This is a genomic window from Algibacter miyuki (genome assembly GCF_030409805.1).
Classification (GTDB): domain Bacteria; phylum Bacteroidota; class Bacteroidia; order Flavobacteriales; family Flavobacteriaceae; genus Algibacter; species Algibacter miyuki.
In genome coordinates, this window is record NZ_JAUFQP010000013.1 from 1,389,293 (window position 1) to 1,405,580 (window position 16,288).

Consider the following 16,288-nt stretch of genomic DNA (forward strand, 5'->3'; position numbering starts at 1 on the left):
AAATATATGCTTTTCCCTTTTTTATAGTCAGTTTTTTCTAAGTTAGGAATTGGTTGAAACGTGATGCAGTTTATAAACTTGCTTAAACGGACCTCCTGAAACTTCAATTTCTGCTGAAATAACATCTTCAAGTTTATAATCTGTATTATGACTTAAAACTTTAGCTGTAAGTATTTTTCCTACAGATAAAAAACCGGGATAATTTCCATTCGAAGGCAGTTCTATAATAACAATTTTAACTTCTTTGTTTTCATTAAAAAGTTCTGTAATAGTTGCTTTAATGGGGGTTTGGTTGGGTGCGAATTCCATAGTTTAGGTGTTAAAAGTTAAGCCTAAATTAATACAAGTAGTACTAATTTAGGCTATTAAAGATATTATTTTTTTGTTGAAGATTTCCTGGAGCGCGTCGTTTTTTTTGGTGGGCTTTCAGCCTCTATTTCCATTGGCTCTGGAGCATCGGTTAGTGTAGCTTCAACATGATTAGCGCTTATGTCTGTTGGATTTGGCGCAGCATGATCTGCCATGCTATGTTCTGTTTCAAAATCTTCTGGTGCAGGAGCTTCCGTATCAAACATATTTTCAGAAGCATTTTCATGGTTTTCAAAATCTGGAGACGGTGCGTTGTCATTTATCTGCTTAGAGATACTGGTTTCTATTGTTTCTGGTGTTGGCAAATTAACTGCTAAACCCTGAAGTGCTTCAGTATTTGAACTTGCGTTACCATCGCCAACATTAAAATTTATGGTCATCATAGTTTCTATGTTTTAAATGTTAATGTTTCGTTTTATAGGTATAATAAGGTAATTTGGTTTGCCGCATCGATAGTACCCGAAACCGTTTTATTATTGCCTTTTGCAACATTAAGCATCATAAACATGTTGGTTACGCCGTCGGTAGATAGTTGTCCTATTTTACGCCATCCAATAGTATCTATATTGGCCCATGCATTTTTAGAATGTGGTGATGCGTATGTTTGTACTACTTTTTTATTTGAAAAATTCATAATATTAATATTTTAGAAGTTAATAATTTGTTTGATGTTTCATTATTCTAAATAGTTTTTAGAACATGTTAGTTAAGTTAAATAGACAATATGTATGCTAGAGGCATCTATTTCTGCGCGAACTAATAAGTCTTTTGCACGTGCAACATTCAAGAGAAAAAATACGTTACTCACGCCATCGGTAGATAATCCATTGATTTTACGCCATCCAATAGAATCAATATATGCCCATGCATTTTTACTATGCGGAGAGGCATAAGTTCTCGTAATTTTCTTAGTTACCCAAGTGGTTGCATTGCCGCCGGTACCTACCACAATATTGGCTGTGATGTTATTTCCAGATCGGGTAATGTTGGTAACATTTACTTTAGAATCAGTATTAGCATACGATTTACTATTTGGGCTAGATGTGTTATTGAAAGCCTTATTCGTTGCTAACGGAAAGGCATCATTAGCATCTCCACTATTAGCATCGGTATTTAAATGTCTACTGCCATCAGCCTGTTCAATATCAACCAAGTAATGGTCTTCATTGGTGTTGTTAGCTTGATTTTCATCAATATGTTCGATGATTAAACCTTCGCCAGGAAGATGTTGATCGAAGCCGTTTTTCTGACGGTTAGATAATAGGAAATACTCCTTACTATTAACACTTCCGATAGGCATTTTTATAATGTCTTGGTTGTTATGGAAAGGTTTTAAAGTAATGTTTTTGGTGTCGTTAAAAATAACTTGTGGGGTTACCCAACCACATTTTACCTTGCACCATGCTGTAGGGTGTGCAGGCGTGTGACCGCCATTATTCCAGCTTCCACCAGCCATTAAATCCCATTGACCTGTACCGCGAGAGGTGTAATCGGTGTCGTATAAGTCTGGTAATCCGCAAAGTAAATGTCCAAGTTCATGCGCCATTACACCTACTCTACCATCTTCTGGTGCCATAAAATAGCGGTTGATTTTTACACCATCGACATTTTTGGTAGGAATACTCCATTTATGCGACCAAAAATCTGATTTATTACCTGAAGATTCTCCACCTGTACCCGCGCAAATCACGATTAGAGCTTCAACAAAGCCATCGCCACTATTATCATAATTACTGAAGTTGACATGTGGATTCGCTAAATCGATAACATCTTCTACACATTTTTGTGCATTTCGTGGGTAAGTACCAAAACCAAAATCATTATTGGTATAATAGGCTTTTGTTCTAGGTGCTCTGTACCAACCTGTTGTTGCGCCACCGCTACCTGAAACTTCACCTACCACATTTAATTTTCCGTAAGACGCTTCTTTATAAAAATCGCGCATACTCCCCGTGGCGTAAGTGTTTTGTGAAAATAACATATTATTGAAGTGTGCTTGGTTTTGCACAGCTTGTTTGTCTGAAAAATCCACAAGTAATACAATGGCGCGTTTAGTTCCTAATACAGGCGCTTGTTCTGCTGATGCAGAATGGTCGTGCGCTCTAGTTCGTTTAGAGCGGTTCGTTATTAAGGTAAACGTACTCATATCGAGGATATCGACTTCATCAATATCTTCAAATCCAGTTTCCTTAAGAATTCTCTCTTTTGTAGCTCGTATTTTCTCTTCCAATTTTGGGTCTGGAGAAACAATACACAAGCATTCTTGTTGTTCTTTCATCTATATAAAATTTAGTAGTTAAGTTACTCTTTAATGGATTTTCACTTTCCTCCATATCTTCTTTTTCAAAGTTATAAGTATTTCATTATTAAGACAATACCCAATGTTGGGCATTTTTAGGAAAACCTAGTAGTTATAGGGTATACGGAAGTTTTTCATAGTATTTACTATAAAATAATTTAGATGAATTGTAACTGGTATTTCCGCTTCAAAATAGATTGAAACGGACAAGAAAGATTAAGTCTGTTTAATTTTTTAAATGAGATTGAAAGCGTATATAAATCGCATTAAATTTGAAAAGGATTTAACTTTCAATTTATTATTTATGTTTTTACGATGCTGCTCTACAGTACTTCGACTAATAAAAAGTTGTTCGGCAATTTGAGGATTATTGTGGCCTTCGCCTAGTAATTGGATTATCTCTTTTTCTCGATTTGTAAGTTTGTTGTATTTTTCGGTATTCCGTTTAACAAATTGTAGTTCTTCTTTTATTCTGAAAAACTTCCTACCTAACTGCATGTTGGTTTCAGTATCTCCATCAACTTCCTCGCTAGATAAATGTTCGGAATCAGGTTTATTCCAACCTTCGTTAATAGTGACATGAAGTTGTTGACCATTTATTAAAAGTCTTAACAATTGATCTATCGTATCTTCATTGTTACCATCTAAAATGGTTCTTACTTGATAATTGGGCATAACAGACATGTGAAAACAGATTAAATTAATAACGTGCTTATTAATGCCATTCTTGAGGGAAAAATGAAATACTGTACTTAAAATACAATATATTATGTTATTTTCAAAATTACAAAACAAGATTAATCCTACAAAAGGGAATAACTGTTTAAAAAAAGGTGTTTTTCCTGTATTTTGGGTATTTGATAATAAAAAAAGCCTTTTATCTCAATTAATATTAATCAATAGAGATAAAAGGCTTAATGTTATTTTAAAACAACTTAAAGTTGCAATAACTTATATGGGTTTATTTTAAAAGACCAAGTAAACCGGTTAATTCGCTTAGGTTTAAGCTAGAGTTATTATCAGCGTCTAATACGTTGAAGTTTTCTGCTACAGAGCCAATAGCTTCTGTTGAACTAATAGCCTCATCTTTATTAGTATCTAATAGTGTAAACAAGCTAGATATTTGTTGTACTGTAGAGTTTGAGCTTAAAGAACTTAATAATGTTGCTGCATTTGCAATGCTTGATGTGTCCATGCTTTTAACAGTGTTACAGCTTGTCATTCCCATAACAACAACTGCAGATAGTATTACTTTTTTCATAATAGATTTTGTTTTTATTTGACACAAATGTAATATTAGAATGGGGTTTTAGAAAAAAGAATAGACGAACACAGTAATTTTATCTTTTAAACAAGGCAGATTTTAGATGAACCACTTTTGAATGGTTTTAGTTTAGTTCTTCTTTTAATTTGGTGATTAAAATTTTAGTTTTACCACGTAACATTTTCGCGTTATTCAGTTGAATTTTGGTTTGCAATAAACGGTCTATCATCGTGTTTTGATATTCCTTACTGGCTAGTAGGGCGCTGTAATCCGACTTATTTCCAAAAGTTTTTATATGAGCATATTTTGAATTATCATTTGGAAGCATATCGACTAATGAAATATATTTTTCCAAAACAGGCTTTAACCTACCGGAAATTATTGTTTTAATTTTAGCATCTTGTTCTTTAAATATCGATATTTTATTTGGGTAAACAGCAATTAAATCTTTGAGTTCTGTACTTTCAATAAATTCAAATTTTGTGGTGCTAACCAACGAGTTTATCGAGCTATCTAAAAGGTTAACATCTTTATCTGCTATATTTATAATGGTGTCCTTTGCGCCTGCTGTAATGTCATTAGGCTGTTTGCCAACGTAATTTAAAGTGTTTTCTATAGCAGTAATAGTTTCTGGGTATTCATCAATTAAACCTTTTAATACATTTAAGTTGCTGTTTAATTCTTCGTTTAAGTTGTTGTAAATTTTGTATTCAACAATATGATTTTTCCGAATATCGTTTAAATCATTAATTTTCCAAGCAATTGATATCCCAATAACAATAAGGATAATTTCGCCCAAAGCATAAAGTGTGTAAGACTTAAACTTACCCAAAGCCATGAGATTTTTTCTTAATTTCCGGAATAGTTTCATTGTATATTTTTTAGAGGAAGCAAAAATTAAGACATTTGACTTCTTTTTTTATCTAGATGATAGATATAAAAAATGCGTTTTTGATTACAAGAATTTCTAAAAAGAAAATCCTAACGTAAACAAACACGCATTTATTTAAACTCTATTTTAGTACGTTAATTAAAACGTATAATTTTTTAGATACCTTTTACAGGACAACCAATCGCTTTTGTGAAATTTGGACTTGGTTTTTCTCCGTTTTCTATAGCATCAATAGCATCTTCTACATATTTAATGGTAACATCTTTCGCCGATTTAGCATTATTATCTATAGTGCCAATGTATTGTACTTTTCTTTCTGCATCTAATAAAAATACATGAGGAGTTCTTACAGCGCCGTATTTTGGAAACACTTCTTTATTTTCATCTGCCAAATACACAAACGGAAAACCTTTTTCTTTGGCTCTTTTTTGCATTGCACTAAAGCTTTCTTTTTCATTATCTGCGCTTACATTAGGGTTAATGGTAATCACAGAATATCCTTTAGGTGCATATGTATTATGAAGAGAAATTAAACGGTCTTCGTACATTTTAGCAAACGGACATTCATTACATGTAAAAACAACAATGTATCCTTTCGCATCTTTAATGTCTGATAATGAAAATGTAGTTTCATCTACATTTTTAAGTTTAAAATCGGTAGCTACATCCCCTATCTTATATCCGCCTATTTCTTCTAATGTTTTGGTTTGTTCAGGATTATGACCGCCTTTTGGAGGACCTTTGCGCTCTCCGTTTGGTGGTGGTCCTTTTCTATCTTGAGCATTTGCAGTATGGGTAATAAAGACACTACTCATTAAAATAATGGCGGTAAAAATTAAATTGCTTTTTTTCATGTTTGTTGATTTTAATTTATTTTTTGAATTTCATTTATAAGATCTTCTATATTCTCAAACGTTCGCTCGTGAAAAGAACGCTTTTTAGCATTAAAAATAATAGTAAACGGAATAGAGCCAGACCAATTAGGATCTATTTTATCTATCCAAGTATTAGAGTCTGGATCATCTAAAAGAACCACATTTGTAGTAATTCCTTTTTTCTTTAAAAATGGTTTTAGTTTTGTTTCTATATCTTCAGTAAAATCAAGACTTACCAATGTTACTTTTACCTGAGGATGCTGTTTTTGATATTCTTGTAATATTGGCAGCTCTTCAACGCAAGGCGCACACCACATTGCCCAAAAATTAACAATATGAATCTCTTCTGAATCTGTATATAATAAAGGCTCTAAAGCATCAAAATTTAAAACAGGTATGCTTGTAGTATTTGTATTTTTAATAATTTGTGAATTACTTTTGGTTGTAAATCCCAGAAATAACACAGTAATTAAGATTAAAATATTTTTACACATTTTTGGATTTGATTATTTGGTACTCTAAAGTTTAAAAGTATCAGTATTCTCTTTAAAAAAAGAATGAAATAGACCATGTTTTATATTCTCACTATGAAATCGGCTTTTTTATAGACGAAGATTAAAACCCTTAATAATCATCATTTCAATAAAGAAGAATCTTATAAAGAGTATGAAGAGTCTACCTGATTATGTTATTCCTCAATATTTTGGAATAACACAGGTGTGGTATGGAATGAAGGTAATTAGCTACAAAGAATTATTATTCACAAACTCCAAAAACTTAGGTTTGTATTGTTCAGAAACAGTGATACGTTGGTTGTTGATAATAATCTGACTACGTTCTATAACCTCAATGTTTTTTAGTGAAACAATAAAAGAACGATGCACTCGCATAAAATGACTTTCAGGCAATTCTTCCTCTAGTGATTTTAAACTCATAAGGGTTAAAATAGCTTTCGGATTGTCTTTTACCCATATTTTTATATAATCTTTTAAACCTTCAAAATATAGTACATCATCTAATTTTATGCGTAATTGTTTGTATTCCGATTTTACAAAAAGAAATTCTTTTGCTTCGGAAACTGCGTTTTGCGAATTCCCTTTTAACAACGAAAACCAAGTATTAGCTTTATTGGCAGCGGCTAGAAATTCGGCATAATCAAAAGGTTTTAATAAATAATCTATAGCTTCAACCTTAAAGCCTTCCAAAGCATATTGATCAAAAGCGGTTGTGAAAATTACTCGCGTATCTTTTGGTAGCATTTTTGAAAACTCTAATCCTGTTAAATCGGGCATTTGTATGTCTAGAAATAATAAATCTACAGGTTTGTTTTTAATAAACTCCATAGCTTCAATAGCACTACTACACTTTTGTTTTAGCTCTAAAAAAGGGGTTTTCTCCACATAACTTTCTACTAAATTTAGTGCCATAGGCTCATCATCTACAATAACACAACTGATTTTTATATTACTCATTATTTAAGTGGATTTGGTTTGTATCAAAAATAAATATACTTCAGTTAATTTACGGTGTATCTAACAATTACTTCATTATCTAAAATAACGTTGGTAGACCATATAAATTGGGCATCGGCTTGGCTGTTATCAAAAACATCGATAAAGTTAGTATAGGCTGGTTTATTATCAACACCTATAGTTTTGTTTGAAAACTCGGTGGCGTTAGGCCATTCGTTATCATCAAAATCTGCAGATTGCCAATTTGATGGAATTTTCCAATGCAAAGCGAAATAAGATGTGCCGTCATTAGAATCTTCTGTACTGCATGTTTTACTTAATCTTAAAGCACCTTCTTCTGAAGCACAAGATAAATCTTTTAAAGGCGCGGTGTAAAATGTTTGAGCTTTCCAATTAGAATCTGTTGTGGCAATTATATCGCCTTCTGCATTTTTGAAAACAGCAACCATACCACCATCTCCTGGGTGAAACGCTTGTCCTCTATTGGCCTCAGAACCTAAACCACTATTTTCTTCCCAATCGACTAATTTCATGGCGATTGTAAAAGGTGTATTCACCTTAAAACGAACAATATTAGAATTAAACTGTGTAAAAGGTACATTATCCTTACCTACTGGTACGCCATTGATATACATTTCAAAGTAGTTATCGGCAAAGACATAAGCTGTAATAATTTCGCCATCGGCATCCACTTCTATAATATCTTTTCCATCTAATGCTGCTAAGGCTTCATCTGTAGATGCGTATTCTACTTTTGTACACGGATTAAACAAATCGGATGCAAAAGGAAAGGTTTCATTTGTAAAGTTAGCTTCAGCAGGTACGGTCCATTTACTGCCATCTGTTGCTGTAGAGGTACCAATGGGGGCTTTTCTGCCTCTATCGCATTCAAAAATATTTTGGGTAACTACGGTTGCAGATCCTTGTGATACAGAAGCTGTTCCTGTATAAACTATTGAATTTTCGGATGTCGTTTTCTTACTATTTTGACCATTTTTGCAAGCTGCTATTGAAAAACAGGCTAAAACAATCATTAGTGTGCTATTCTTTAAATGTATCATTATTATATTTTTTTTAGTTTGAGTCTATAAATGTTAAAGTCGTTCTGTCTATAATGTTTACGGTTGCAAGTGCATTCATAAAGGCATTGTAATCTACGTTTAAACTGTGTTTTTCCGGTAACGTAGCAGGCGTTTCTGATAAGGCATAAAGGGCTATGGTGTATTCGTGTTTACCTTTGCCACGAGAACACGGCGATGTGTAGGATATCGCTGTACCGTCTTTATTTCCGCCCATAAACCAATCGCCTTTGGATGCCATTTTATATGGTATTTCGGTTGTTTTAGGATCTATATCCCATAATAAGAGGTATGAATTGATTTCTGATTTATCATCCTTTTTAGGATAATGATACATTACAATGGCTAAAGATTTAGTGCCATCCGGTACATTTTTCCACGAAAGTGGTATGGAATTTTCCACATCGTTTACTTTCTCTTCACATTTGTAAGCATCCAATAGAACACCGTTTTCTATAGCGGTACTACTTAGTTTAAAATTTGAATGGATGGTTTTATAATCATCATGATTTACTTTTGTTATTGCTTTGTCATTGTTTTTACAAGACATAAAACACGTAACAAGCAGAAGCACTAAAAATTTCGAATGTTTCATTTTTCTCTAGGTTTATAAGTTTCAACCGTTGATGTACCATCAGGATTTATAAATTGATAGCTGTAATTATCGTCGCTGTCCCAATTGTAATTAATGATATATTCTTCTGAGTCTAGACTATAGGTTAATGCATATGAATTTTCTCCTAAAGATTTAAAATCAATAATCTCTGCACCTCGTAACGGGGTTAAAGCAGGTCGTAATTCTTGTGTTCTTGGTTGTGGATACACTTGGTTTTCTGGCGCTTTTGTTTTTGGATCTAATATCACTTCGCCTCGCATACCTGCGATAAAATAAGGATATTCTTTAATGGTATGGTATTGATAAGAACCATCTGGGTTTGTTTTTCCTAAATATTTATCTAATGTATCTGTTGTTTCTCCATAGACAGGAAAACCATCAACAGCGTAAGCAACCGGGTTTCCAATTCCTACTTGATTTTGTAAGTGTAATGGTGGTAAATGGTAATGATAATCGTCTGCACGACCACAATGTCCGCCCCAGTTGTCTAATTCTCCGATGGCATTAGCATCTTCTCCTCTATTATTTAAAGGATTAAAGATAGGTATTCCATTGACTGCAACAGCAATGGCTCCTTTAAGTAAATTGGTTTTTGTAGATAGCGGGTGCTCTGCCATTTTAGGGTGCGTAGGTATAGCCCAACTATTACCACCCGTGTAATTTTGATTAATAGGCACTTGTTGTTGCCAATTTGTGATACCAACCATCATGTCATGATCTGGTAATCCATTTGAAGAAATATAGAGATAATTATCATCAGTATGGGTTGAAACCCCATCAAATTTCTCGAAAAAAGTTTGCATCATTCCAACATCACTCGAAAGTGTTTCTGTTTGACTTGTTTTAGCAGTACTTGTATTTTTGCAAGACACAATAAAAAGCACAACTAAACCAAGTGTGCCGTGCGTGAGGTAAATAGCTCTTTTTTGCTTTATCAGTTTAGATACAGAAAAAGATAAAAGAAAGATACCCAAAGCTATAAGACTTATATTAAAGTGAGATAAAGGTTGTTGCTCCGTTTCTACTGTTGCATTATTATTTAAAGTTTGAATGAACTCACTTTTGGATTTAATGTAATCTTGATCGACTTCTGTAAATTCCGAAATTTGAAAAATACTCACTTTATGGTTTCCATCTAAAAGCCAAACTTCTTCATTTTCATATTTTATAAAGTCAGCATTAATTGTTTTATTTTCAGTTGTTAGCTCCCATGTTTTCAAATCTAGCCCATGTCCGCCTTCATGCGCAGAAATAGAGCCAAAAGAAAAGACGATGAGAATCATTAATATTGAATGTTTCATAGGTTTTTAATAGTTATAGGAATAGTTGAATTTATTCTTTTAAAGTGTTTTTAATTTTATCTATATTTAAGCTATTCGCCATCGCATTGAAAATTTTATAATAGGCACTCTCATTGTTATACAATGCCTCATGAGTACCCTGTTCTATTACTTTTCCTTTTTCTAAAACAATAACATTTTCAGCATCGATTATTTGAGAAATACTATGTGAAATAACAATTACCGTTCGCCCCTTTTTTATGGCATCTAAACTTTTCTTTATTTTTTCTGTTGCTATAGCATCCAAACTCGCCGTGGGTTCATCAAGAAAAATAATAGGAGGATTTTTTAGAAACAATCGTGCTATAGAAACCCGTTGTTGTTGTCCTCCAGAAAGTAAGGTTGCTTTTGAATTATAGCCATCGGGTAATTGACTGATTTGCTCATGGATATAAGCTTGTTTTGCTGCCGCTATAACCTCGTTATCTGTAGCATTTTCTTTTCCGTAAAGGATGTTTTCTTTAATACTACCATTAAATATATGATTTTTTTGTAATACCAACCCAATGTTATCTCGTAACCAATGCGTATCATATTTTTGTAAATCAACGCCATCTAAAAGTATTTCTCCCGAGGTTGGCGCATAGAATTTATCTAGCAAATTAATCATCGTGCTTTTTCCAGCGCCACTTAAACCAACTAGTGCATTTATGGTATTGGGTTTAATAACCATGGAAACATCATACAGCGCTTTGGTTCCGTTTGGATATGCAAAATCAACATTTTTAATTTCAAAAGTACCGGTGAATTTTTCAGGAATGTACGTGCCACTTAATTCTGTTTGATCATCGGCGTCCATAATTTCAAAAAAGGCATCCGAATATATTATCGCATCTTGTACTTCATCATAAATACGATGTAGTTGTTGTATAGGTGCCGATACATTGTTAAATAGCAAAATATGAAACATTATGGCGCCAATAGTCATGCTGCCATTTAAAACAAAATAAGCGGTTAAGATGATAATAATAACGACTCCAAATTGTTCTGTGAATTTTTTTAATCCATCAAATAAGAAACTTAGTTTTCTTGTTTGTAATTGATTTTCAGTCATATCTAACTGAATGGCTTCATGCTTTTTACTTTCAAAACTTTCTCTTGTAAAAGATTTGATAACAGTAATTGAATTTATTAAACCAATAATGCCATTGTTTTTTGTTTCTCTATATTTTCTCATGGTGCGTCTAAAACCTTTCAGTTTTTTAGCTTGTAGACTGCTTATGTAGAAGAAAAGTGGAATAATTGAAAGACTCACTAACCCCACATATACGTTGGCGTTAAACATGATAATTAAAGCGACAAAGGCGTTAAAAAATAAAGGTAATATATCAATAAAAAAGTTTTTTACTAACTGTGTTAGGCTGGAAACGCCTAAATCTATTCTGGTTTGTAATTTGCCACTTTCATTCGTTGGAGAACTGTAAAAAGCCATTTTGTAAGTTAATATGCGTTCTACAATGTTTTGCGCAAAGTCTTTTGAAATGTAAATTTTCATTTTTTCTCCGTAGAACTTTTGACCAAATTGTACTAATGCATAAAAACCTTCCTTTAAAAGAAGAATAATGCTAATTGTTGCTAATAGCGAAAACCCTTCTTTTACGGTTTTATTAGCGTTACTTAAAGTAGTTAATTCATCTACAGTGTAGCGCAATACTAATGCATTAACCTGCGCCAATAATGCGCCAATTATAGTTAAAATTAAAGACGCAATAACCAAGTTTTTGTACGGTTTTACGTAATTCCAGAGTTTTTTAAAAAGCGCTACAAGCGTCTGCTTAGAGGCATCTTTCATATATTAAAATTTAAGCGTATTGTGATTTGATAAATCGATTATTTTAGTCATGTTGCCATACTTAGTTTGTTTCCACTTCTAAGGTTACTAAAAAGCGATCATCTTTTAAAATAGTTTTAAAGTTGAATTTATCTGAATACAATAACTCCAAACGTTTTTCTAAATTCTGAAGCCCGATACCAGAGCCACTTTTATCGTCTGTTTTCTTCGGAAAATTATGGTTTTCAACAGAAAATAACACCGTTGCATCATCACAAGTCATATTAATATCAATCGTACTTGGTTTAGTCGCCGAAACCCCATGTTTAAATGCATTTTCAATTAATGAAATAAATAATAAAGGCGCTATTTGAATACCTGTTTCTTTAATAGGAAAACTATAACTAACCGTTGTTTTATCTGATACTCTTAACTTCATTAAATCAATATACTTTTTAAGAAAATCAATTTCTTTACTAAGCGGCACGACTTCTAAATTAGTCTCATACAACATATAACGCATCAGTTTACTTAAACTGTGAATAGAAGATTTTGCTTGATCTGGCGAAATATCGACTAATGAATAGATGTTATTTAAAGAATTAAAAAAAAAATGCGGTTGCAATTGATAATGCAAATGCTGTAACTCTGACTTCAATTTAAAGTTAGCGGCTTCCTTACGTTCTGTTTCCGTTTTAACCCATCGTTTTGTAGATTTTAATGCTACTGAAAAGAATAAAGGTGCTAAATACGATAACAATTGTATGTACATCGCTATTTTAAATGGAGGCTCTGTTCTCTCGGTATTTGCTCGACGTTTTTTTAAAATATATTGAAAATAGTTATCTTCAATATATTCTTTTAAAAATAAAAAGAATGCTATAATTATGATATTCAGTAGAATAAACTGAACTGTTTTTTTGGGGAACAAATAACGATCTACTAAAACAAAGAAGTTAAAGTAAAAGATAATGGCAGAAAAGAATAAAGGAATCCAAAAATGCGCAATTACTCTATTCATTTCTTGTTCTTCACCAGATGATAGCAAATAAGGCAAACAAAATAGTGTTAACCATACTAGCACATGTGATATTACCGTTATTGTTTTATTCTTGTACATAATTTATTATTCGTAACGTAAAGCAGTTATTGGATCTAAAGCTGATGCTTTTCTTGCAGGATACCATCCAAAAAAGATACCCGTTACAGCACAAACTGCAAAAGAAATCACAATAGAATACATAGCCACACTTGTAGGCCAATTTAAGAATTTTTCTATGAACACCGTTGCTCCAAGTCCTAATAATACTCCTAAAACACCACCTGTTATACTTATTAGAATGGCTTCTATTAAAAATTGCATTAAAATATCAGAGCCCTTTCCTCCTACAGCCATTCGTAAACCAATTTCTTTAGTACGTTCTTTAACAGAAACATACATAATGTTCATAATTCCAATTCCTCCAATTAATAACGAGATACTTGCCACTGCAACTAATAGAATAGTTAGCATTTCACTGGTAGAACTGAAGGTTGAAATTAACTCTTCCATGGAACGTACGGTAAAATCGTCTGTATCACTATCAGTTAACTTATGTTGTTCTCTTAAAATTTTAGAGACTTCTAAAACAGCATTAGGCGCATCATTCTCACTAATGGCAGATGCCATAATTTGATTTAAATGATCGATAGCCAAAATACGTTTTTGTACCGTTGTATAAGGCGCAATAACGACATCATCCTGATCTTGACCAAAGGTGTTTTCACCTTTTTCCTCTAAAACGCCAATCACTTTAAAGGGAATATTATTAAAACGAATCATTTGCCCGACCGGATCTTGACCGTCAGTAAACACATTTTCTACAACTGTTTGACCAATTACAGCTACTTTTGAAGCCGTTTGTACTTCTGCATCTGTAAACATGCTTCCGCTCTGTAAACCGACGACTTTAATGTTTAAATATTCAGGATTAACACCATAAATTGATGATGGCCAGTTACTAGAACCGTTTATAACCTGACCTCTACCTTCTACTACTGGAGAACTATAACTTAATAAAGTCGATTGTGCTTTAATGGCTTCATAATCACTTAAAGTCAGTGATTCCATAACACTTGCTTCCTGTCTCACGCCTCCTTTTGTGTCTGCTCCTGCTTTTATTGTAATCATGTTGGATCCCATAGCAGAAATGGAAGTACGAATACTTTCCTTTGAACCTTCTCCAATGGCTAACATAGCGATAACAGAAGCGACACCAATAATAATTCCAAGCATGGTTAACAAAGTTCTGGTTTTGTTAAGAATGATGGCTTTTGTTGCGATTTTAAATAAATTTAATAGTCTCATAATTAATCGTCTTGTTTAGGTAATTTGGCTAATTCGTTTGCTGCAGATTGAATATTATCATTATTATAATCTTTCATAACCGCACCATCTTTTAATACAATAGTTCTACTACTAAACGTAGCAATATCCGGCTCGTGCGTTACGAATGTAATCGTAATACCTTGTTTGTTTAACTCTTGAAATAAGGACATGATTTCGTAAGATGTACGTGTATCTAAGTTTCCTGTCGCTTCATCAGCCAATATCATTACTGGATTGTTAACTAGCGATCTAGCAATAGCTACACGTTGCTGTTGTCCACCCGAAAGTTGTGCTGGTGTATGATGTAAACGTTCTCCAAGTCCTACTTTTTCTAAAGCTTCAATAGCACGTTTTCTGCGTTCTTCTGTAGATACTTTGCTGTTGTACAATAAAGGTAATTCTACATTTTCAATAGCAGATGTTCTTGCTAGTAAATTATACGATTGAAAAATGAAACCAATCTTCTCGTTTCTAATGGTTGCTAATTCATTTCGAGATAAATCTTTTACGCGTACACCATCAATTTCGTAAGTTCCGGACGTTGGCTGATCTAAACATCCTAAAATGTTAAGCATGGTACTTTTTCCCGAACCACTAGATCCCATAATAGTCACAAACTCTCCTTCTTTTATATCAAACGAAATACCTCTCAACGCATGAACCGTTTCGGTTCCCATGGTAAACTCTCGTTTTAAATCTTCTATTTTTATGATTGCTTTTTTCATCGTATTATCTTTTTCCGCCACCACCTCTTTGTGGCATAAATGGACTTTTGCTTTGTTCTTCTGTCGCTGCTTCTGATTTAGAAACTTCTTTTAAACTGTAAACTAGTTTATCTCCTGCCGAAATACCACTTAATATTTCTACATTAACCCCATCACTAGCTCCTAGTGTTACTACTTTAGGTGTAATCGCTCCGTTCGCTTGTAATACCCAAAGCGCGGTTTCTTCTCTAGAAGGTCTACTTGTGGTTTCAGGTAATTGGTGTTGCAAATTGTAGTTTGCAAAGACTTCTCTTTCTGGTTTAAAGTTGATGGCTTTAGCTTCCGCAGTTAACACATCATTTAATTCTAATGTATAAATCGAGATGGTTGCTGTTAATCCTGGTTTTAGTTTTAAATTTGGGTTATCTGCCTTAATTACAACCGTATACGTCACTACATTTGAAGTAACCGTTGGGTCTAATCTTACCTGCGTTACTTCACCTTCAAAAGTTTCACCTAAGTAAGCATCTACTGTAAAAGTAACACGCTGTCCTTCTTTTACTTGTCCTATATCTGCTTCATCTACATCTGCTTCTACTTGCATTTCTTTTAAATCTTGAGCAATAGTAAATAATGTTGGTGTGCTTAAACTTGCTGCTACGGTTTGCCCTTCGTCAATAGCTCTAGACAATATCACTCCATCAATAGGTGAATAAATATTAGCATAGCCTAAATTGGTTCTGGCTTGTTGCAAATCTGAATAACGTTGCGTAACCGTCCCTTTTGCTGTTTGATAATTGAATGCCGCATCATCAAAATCAGATTTACTTATCACTTGATTATCATATAATGTTTTTTGTCTGTCGTAAATAGTTTGTGTGTAGTTTCGTTGGCTAACTGCATTATCGTAAGCTGCTTGTGCTTGCGTTTTTGCTGCATTTAAATTGGTTTTATCCAATTCTGCAATCAACTGCCCTTCCGTAACTACACTGTTATAATCCACATATATTTTTTCTACCACACCTGATACCTGTGTACCAACTTCAACTTGTGTAATAGGCTCCATAGTTCCGGTTGCGGTAACCATGGTAGTGACGTTAGCTTTTTTTGCGGTTATTGTTTTCGCTTCGATAATAATAGCGTCATCAGTTTTTATAAATGAATATCCTACAATGGCGAGTACTACAATGGCAATGCCACTTATTATAATGTTTTTTTTATTTTTCATGATGCTTTAGA

Annotated in this window: 19 protein-coding genes; 1 reads left to right on the plus strand and 18 read right to left on the minus strand. The window is 33.3% G+C overall.

The window, feature by feature from the left end; genetic code table 11:
* Positions 1 to 42: 42 nt before the first annotated feature.
* The 5 genes from QWY92_RS17815 to QWY92_RS17835 all read right to left on the minus strand — a co-directional run bounded on the left by QWY92_RS17815 (position 43) and on the right by QWY92_RS17835 (position 3,343).
* Positions 43 to 309: a hypothetical protein gene (locus tag QWY92_RS17815; protein WP_290273902.1), complete on the minus strand. Its 267-nt coding sequence runs from the start codon at positions 307 to 309 to the stop codon at positions 43 to 45.
* A gap of 65 nt (positions 310 to 374) precedes the next feature.
* Entirely contained in the window at positions 375 to 752 is a 378-nt protein-coding gene (locus QWY92_RS17820) for a hypothetical protein (RefSeq protein ID WP_290273905.1), read from the minus strand.
* A gap of 32 nt (positions 753 to 784) precedes the next feature.
* A complete protein-coding gene (locus QWY92_RS17825; protein WP_290273909.1) occupies positions 785 to 1,003 on the minus strand; it encodes a hypothetical protein in 219 nt (72 codons plus the stop codon).
* 72 nt (positions 1,004 to 1,075) lie between these two features.
* Positions 1,076 to 2,647: a M6 family metalloprotease domain-containing protein gene (locus tag QWY92_RS17830; RefSeq protein WP_290273913.1), complete on the minus strand. Its 1,572-nt coding sequence runs from the start codon at positions 2,645 to 2,647 to the stop codon at positions 1,076 to 1,078.
* Between the two features lie 255 nt (positions 2,648 to 2,902).
* On the minus strand, positions 2,903 to 3,343 hold the full coding sequence (locus QWY92_RS17835; RefSeq protein WP_290273916.1) for a response regulator transcription factor: 441 nt from the start codon (positions 3,341 to 3,343) through the stop codon (positions 2,903 to 2,905).
* A gap of 94 nt (positions 3,344 to 3,437) precedes the next feature.
* Between QWY92_RS17835 and QWY92_RS17840 the strand changes: the two genes are divergently transcribed.
* Positions 3,438 to 3,638 carry a hypothetical protein gene (locus QWY92_RS17840; protein WP_290273919.1) on the plus strand — a complete coding sequence of 67 codons (201 nt, stop codon included), beginning with the start codon at positions 3,438 to 3,440 and terminating at the stop codon, positions 3,636 to 3,638.
* Here the strand turns inward: QWY92_RS17840 and QWY92_RS17845 are convergent.
* The 13 genes from QWY92_RS17845 to QWY92_RS17905 form a co-directional block, all read right to left on the minus strand.
* On the minus strand, positions 3,630 to 3,929 hold the full coding sequence (locus QWY92_RS17845) for a hypothetical protein (protein WP_290273922.1): 300 nt from the start codon (positions 3,927 to 3,929) through the stop codon (positions 3,630 to 3,632). The genes QWY92_RS17840 and QWY92_RS17845 overlap by 9 nt on opposite strands.
* A 127-nt stretch (positions 3,930 to 4,056) precedes the next feature.
* Positions 4,057 to 4,803, minus strand: a complete 747-nt coding sequence (locus QWY92_RS17850) for a hypothetical protein (RefSeq protein WP_290273924.1) — start codon at positions 4,801 to 4,803, stop codon at positions 4,057 to 4,059.
* A 176-nt stretch (positions 4,804 to 4,979) separates the two neighbouring features.
* A complete protein-coding gene (locus tag QWY92_RS17855) occupies positions 4,980 to 5,678 on the minus strand; it encodes a thioredoxin family protein (RefSeq protein WP_290273926.1) in 699 nt (232 codons plus the stop codon).
* Between the two features lie 11 nt (positions 5,679 to 5,689).
* Complete coding sequence (locus QWY92_RS17860; protein WP_290273929.1) at positions 5,690 to 6,193, minus strand: TlpA disulfide reductase family protein; 504 nt, start codon at positions 6,191 to 6,193, stop codon at positions 5,690 to 5,692.
* Positions 6,194 to 6,442: 249 nt separating this feature from the next.
* Entirely contained in the window at positions 6,443 to 7,171 is a 729-nt protein-coding gene (locus QWY92_RS17865) for a LytR/AlgR family response regulator transcription factor (protein ID WP_290273933.1), read from the minus strand.
* 44 nt (positions 7,172 to 7,215) lie between these two features.
* Positions 7,216 to 8,232 (minus strand): hypothetical protein, encoded by a 1,017-nt coding sequence (locus QWY92_RS17870; protein ID WP_290273935.1) that lies wholly within the window; start codon positions 8,230 to 8,232, stop codon positions 7,216 to 7,218.
* A 13-nt stretch (positions 8,233 to 8,245) separates the two neighbouring features.
* Positions 8,246 to 8,845, minus strand: coding sequence for a YbhB/YbcL family Raf kinase inhibitor-like protein (locus tag QWY92_RS17875; RefSeq protein WP_290273938.1), 600 nt, complete (start codon positions 8,843 to 8,845; stop codon positions 8,246 to 8,248).
* Positions 8,842 to 10,167 carry a YHYH protein gene (locus QWY92_RS17880; protein WP_290273941.1) on the minus strand — a complete coding sequence of 442 codons (1,326 nt, stop codon included), beginning with the start codon at positions 10,165 to 10,167 and terminating at the stop codon, positions 8,842 to 8,844. The genes QWY92_RS17875 and QWY92_RS17880 overlap by 4 nt, the downstream gene beginning before the upstream one ends.
* Positions 10,168 to 10,198: 31 nt before the next feature.
* Complete coding sequence (locus QWY92_RS17885; RefSeq protein WP_290273944.1) at positions 10,199 to 11,998, minus strand: ABC transporter ATP-binding protein; 1,800 nt, start codon at positions 11,996 to 11,998, stop codon at positions 10,199 to 10,201.
* Between the two features lie 61 nt (positions 11,999 to 12,059).
* Positions 12,060 to 13,097 carry a sensor histidine kinase gene (locus QWY92_RS17890; RefSeq protein ID WP_290273947.1) on the minus strand — a complete coding sequence of 346 codons (1,038 nt, stop codon included), beginning with the start codon at positions 13,095 to 13,097 and terminating at the stop codon, positions 12,060 to 12,062.
* A 6-nt stretch (positions 13,098 to 13,103) separates the two neighbouring features.
* A complete protein-coding gene (locus tag QWY92_RS17895) occupies positions 13,104 to 14,324 on the minus strand; it encodes an ABC transporter permease (protein ID WP_290273949.1) in 1,221 nt (406 codons plus the stop codon).
* Between the two features lie 2 nt (positions 14,325 to 14,326).
* A complete protein-coding gene (locus tag QWY92_RS17900; RefSeq protein ID WP_290273951.1) occupies positions 14,327 to 15,070 on the minus strand; it encodes an ABC transporter ATP-binding protein in 744 nt (247 codons plus the stop codon).
* 4 nt (positions 15,071 to 15,074) lie between these two features.
* On the minus strand, positions 15,075 to 16,280 hold the full coding sequence (locus tag QWY92_RS17905; RefSeq protein WP_290274142.1) for an efflux RND transporter periplasmic adaptor subunit: 1,206 nt from the start codon (positions 16,278 to 16,280) through the stop codon (positions 15,075 to 15,077).
* Positions 16,281 to 16,288 lie beyond the last annotated feature (8 nt).

What these genes read in the sequence shown, in the direction of transcription:
- QWY92_RS17830 (WP_290273913.1), bottom strand. Translation starts at nt 2,647, where the DNA reads ATGAAAGAACAACAAGAATGCTTGTGTATTGTTTCTCCAGACCCAAAA.
- QWY92_RS17815 (WP_290273902.1), bottom strand. Translation starts at nt 309, where the DNA reads ATGGAATTCGCACCCAACCAAACCCCCATTAAAGCAACTATTACAGAA.
- QWY92_RS17860 (WP_290273929.1), bottom strand. Translation starts at nt 6,193, where the DNA reads ATGTGTAAAAATATTTTAATCTTAATTACTGTGTTATTTCTGGGATTT.
- QWY92_RS17900 (WP_290273951.1), bottom strand. Translation starts at nt 15,070, where the DNA reads ATGAAAAAAGCAATCATAAAAATAGAAGATTTAAAACGAGAGTTTACC.
- QWY92_RS17845 (WP_290273922.1), bottom strand. Translation starts at nt 3,929, where the DNA reads ATGAAAAAAGTAATACTATCTGCAGTTGTTGTTATGGGAATGACAAGC.
- QWY92_RS17870 (WP_290273935.1), bottom strand. Translation starts at nt 8,232, where the DNA reads ATGATACATTTAAAGAATAGCACACTAATGATTGTTTTAGCCTGTTTT.
- QWY92_RS17885 (WP_290273944.1), bottom strand. Translation starts at nt 11,998, where the DNA reads ATGAAAGATGCCTCTAAGCAGACGCTTGTAGCGCTTTTTAAAAAACTC.
- QWY92_RS17840 (WP_290273919.1), top strand. Translation starts at nt 3,438, where the DNA reads ATGTTATTTTCAAAATTACAAAACAAGATTAATCCTACAAAAGGGAAT.
- QWY92_RS17865 (WP_290273933.1), bottom strand. Translation starts at nt 7,171, where the DNA reads ATGAGTAATATAAAAATCAGTTGTGTTATTGTAGATGATGAGCCTATG.
- QWY92_RS17835 (WP_290273916.1), bottom strand. Translation starts at nt 3,343, where the DNA reads ATGCCCAATTATCAAGTAAGAACCATTTTAGATGGTAACAATGAAGAT.
- QWY92_RS17825 (WP_290273909.1), bottom strand. Translation starts at nt 1,003, where the DNA reads ATGAATTTTTCAAATAAAAAAGTAGTACAAACATACGCATCACCACAT.
- QWY92_RS17875 (WP_290273938.1), bottom strand. Translation starts at nt 8,845, where the DNA reads ATGAAACATTCGAAATTTTTAGTGCTTCTGCTTGTTACGTGTTTTATG.
- QWY92_RS17890 (WP_290273947.1), bottom strand. Translation starts at nt 13,097, where the DNA reads ATGTACAAGAATAAAACAATAACGGTAATATCACATGTGCTAGTATGG.
- QWY92_RS17855 (WP_290273926.1), bottom strand. Translation starts at nt 5,678, where the DNA reads ATGAAAAAAAGCAATTTAATTTTTACCGCCATTATTTTAATGAGTAGT.
- QWY92_RS17850 (WP_290273924.1), bottom strand. Translation starts at nt 4,803, where the DNA reads ATGAAACTATTCCGGAAATTAAGAAAAAATCTCATGGCTTTGGGTAAG.
- QWY92_RS17820 (WP_290273905.1), bottom strand. Translation starts at nt 752, where the DNA reads ATGATGACCATAAATTTTAATGTTGGCGATGGTAACGCAAGTTCAAAT.
- QWY92_RS17895 (WP_290273949.1), bottom strand. Translation starts at nt 14,324, where the DNA reads ATGAGACTATTAAATTTATTTAAAATCGCAACAAAAGCCATCATTCTT.
- QWY92_RS17880 (WP_290273941.1), bottom strand. Translation starts at nt 10,167, where the DNA reads ATGAAACATTCAATATTAATGATTCTCATCGTCTTTTCTTTTGGCTCT.